The organism is Novosphingobium sp. AP12, from assembly GCF_000281975.1.
GTDB lineage: Bacteria > Pseudomonadota > Alphaproteobacteria > Sphingomonadales > Sphingomonadaceae > Novosphingobium.
On sequence record NZ_AKKE01000080.1, the window covers coordinates 1 to 2,421 of the forward strand.

Below are 2,421 nucleotides of genomic sequence, written 5' to 3' on the forward strand. Positions count from 1 at the left end.
ACCACGAGCGCGGACGCTAACAAGGATCGCGCACGATGACCGGATCGAAGACGCTCGTCGCCTATCTGACGCGATCGGGCAACACACGGGTAATCGCCGAAACGCTACATCGTCAGCTCGGCGCAACGCTGTTCGAGATCAGGCCGGCTAAGCCTTACCCGGAAGACTATGAGGAGCATGTCGCCCTGGCGACGCGCGAACGCGACAGTGGCTACGAGCCACCTTTGGCGGCTGGGGTCGCCGACATTGCGGCGTATGACGAGATCTTCCTCGGCTTCCCCGTCTGGGGCGAGACCGCCCCGCCGCCGATCCGGTCGTTCCTTACCGCGCACGATCTGCGCGGCAAGATGCTGCGCCCGTTCATCACGCATGGCGGGTATGGTGTCGGCAGAAGCCCTTCGGTGCTTGCCAGCCACGCCCGGGAAGCCCGGATCGCGCCGCCCTTCGTGATGGAAGCCGACCAGGAACGGCGAACGCTCAACCAGATCAAGCAATGGCTTGGCGGCATCCCGGCGTGAAGCGGCCGTCGCAAGCGCGCGGATCGCTCGGTCCGTGTGCCGGACATTTCTGCAAAGCCTTGTTCTCACACCCCGGGCATCCTGCCCGAAAGGAACTATCATGAAAATCACTCGCAACGGCACTGCCAGCAAGGCCGGCCCCGCCGACTATTTCACCGGCACCGTGCGCATCGACGGCCCCTTCTCGGCCGAAGCCCCCGCCCGCGCCGCCGGTGCCACTGTCACGTTCGAGCCGGGCGCCCGGACCAACTGGCACACGCATCCGCTTGGGCAGACGCTGATCGTCACCCAAGGTGTCGGCTGGACTCAGTGCGAGGGCGGCCCGAAGGCCGAGATCCGCGCCGGCGACATCGTCTGGTGTCCGTGTCAGCGCCGCCATTGGCATGGCGCCACCGCAACGACCGCAATGACGCATATCGCGGTCGCCGAGGTGCTGGACGGGACGGCGGTGACCTGGATGGAGCCCGTCGCAGACGAAGATTACTTGGCCGACCTCAGTGACTGAACTCGGGCGTAGGCCAGCCTCGGCCGGATCGGCTGCTTTGCTAAACTCGGGATAAGGACCAGATTCAGGAATGTCGTGAGTTGGCCCGTTCCCAGTCCAACGTAGCGAACTCAGTTCATCGGCTTGATACGTCGATTCCAAAGCAGGAAGCGGAGTTCGCATCCCGTTGATCGGCTGCATCAGAGGCTTCGTCATCATTCACGGAGCCAATGCCATGATCGCACCCCACATCGCCATCGAACCGTCGATCCTCTACCTTGGCACGCCGGTCGTGCTGATCACCACGCTGAACGAGGATGGGACCGCTAATGTCGCCCCCATGTCCTCGGCTTGGTGGCTTGGTTGGCGCGCCATGCTGGGCCTGCAGACCGCCTCGCAAACGCCGCAGAACATGATCCGCACCGGAGAATGCGTCCTGAACTTGGCGACTGTCGAGCAGGTCGACGCGGTGAACAAGCTGGCGCGCCTGACCGGCACCAAGGACATGAAACAGCGCCTCGGCTATGCATATGAGCCCCGCAAGTTCGAGGTGGCCGGCCTTACCCAGGTCGCCTCCGAGACCGTGGCTGCCCCTCGCGTGTTGGAATGCCCGATCCAGCTCGAAGCCGTCCTGGCGGAGCGCCATGACATGATGGCGGACGATCCGCAGGTAGCGGGCCTGATCTCGGCCTTCGAGGTGCGCATCACCCGCGTGCACGTCCATCCGGACCTGCTGATGGACGGGCATGAAAACCGGATCGATCCGGGGAAGTGGCAGCCGCTGATCATGAACTTCCAGAAGCTCTACGGCGTGTCCAACATCGAGGCCGCCCCATCGCGCCTCGCCGAGATCGAAGAGAAGAGCTACCACATGCCCGACATCGATCGCGCGCGGGAGGATATACTCGCCGCCGTTGGCTAACACTGCGCGCGCCCTCGGTCTGATCCGACCGAGGGCGCCGCTTTTGGTAGCATCTGATTCCAGAGCAAGAGTCGGAGTGCCGATAGCCGCGGCCGGGATTAGCTCTGTACGTGCATTCTAGAGGACAGAGTCATGAACAGCCAAGACAAGAAGGCAGCAACAACCCTCGCCGATCCCCGCTGGGCACGCGTCGTTGCCCGGGACAAGAGCGCTGACGGTGCATTCTGGTACACGGTCGACACGACAGGCATCTACTGTCGACCCTCATGCCCCTCGCGCGGCTGCAATCCCGGCAACGTCACGATCCACGATACGCTCGAAAGTGCGCAGCGGACCGGTTTCCGGCCCTGCAAGCGGTGCAAGCCTGACGGGCCGGCGGCTGAGGTGGTGAACGCCGGGATCGTCACGCGGGCGTGCCGCATGATCGAGACGAGCGAGACCGCGCCGTCCCTGACCGATCTTGCACAGGCGCTCGCGCTCAGCCCCGGCTATTTCCA

General features: G+C 64.1%; 4 protein-coding genes. All 4 read left to right on the forward strand.

What is annotated here, in order from left to right; all coding sequences use genetic code 11:
- The first annotated feature begins 35 nt into the window (after nucleotides 1-35).
- Complete coding sequence (locus PMI02_RS13660; RefSeq protein WP_007683587.1) at nucleotides 36-518, forward strand: flavodoxin; 483 nt, start codon at nucleotides 36-38, stop codon at nucleotides 516-518.
- 100 nt (nucleotides 519-618) lie between these two features.
- Entirely contained in the window at nucleotides 619-1,023 is a 405-nt protein-coding gene (locus PMI02_RS13665) for a cupin domain-containing protein (protein WP_007683589.1), read from the forward strand.
- Nucleotides 1,024-1,237: 214 nt separating this feature from the next.
- Nucleotides 1,238-1,924 (forward strand): flavin reductase family protein, encoded by a 687-nt coding sequence (locus PMI02_RS13670; RefSeq protein WP_007683591.1) that lies wholly within the window; start codon nucleotides 1,238-1,240, stop codon nucleotides 1,922-1,924.
- Nucleotides 1,925-2,056: 132 nt separating this feature from the next.
- Nucleotides 2,057-2,421, forward strand: a 365-nt coding sequence (locus tag PMI02_RS13675) for an Ada metal-binding domain-containing protein (protein ID WP_007683593.1), incomplete at its 3' end; no start/stop codon positions are given.

Coding starts and splice junctions, on each gene's coding strand:
- PMI02_RS13660 (WP_007683587.1), top strand. CDS start 36: ATGACCGGATCGAAGACGCTCGTCGCCTATCTGACGCGATCGGGCAAC.
- PMI02_RS13665 (WP_007683589.1), top strand. CDS start 619: ATGAAAATCACTCGCAACGGCACTGCCAGCAAGGCCGGCCCCGCCGAC.
- PMI02_RS13670 (WP_007683591.1), top strand. CDS start 1,238: ATGATCGCACCCCACATCGCCATCGAACCGTCGATCCTCTACCTTGGC.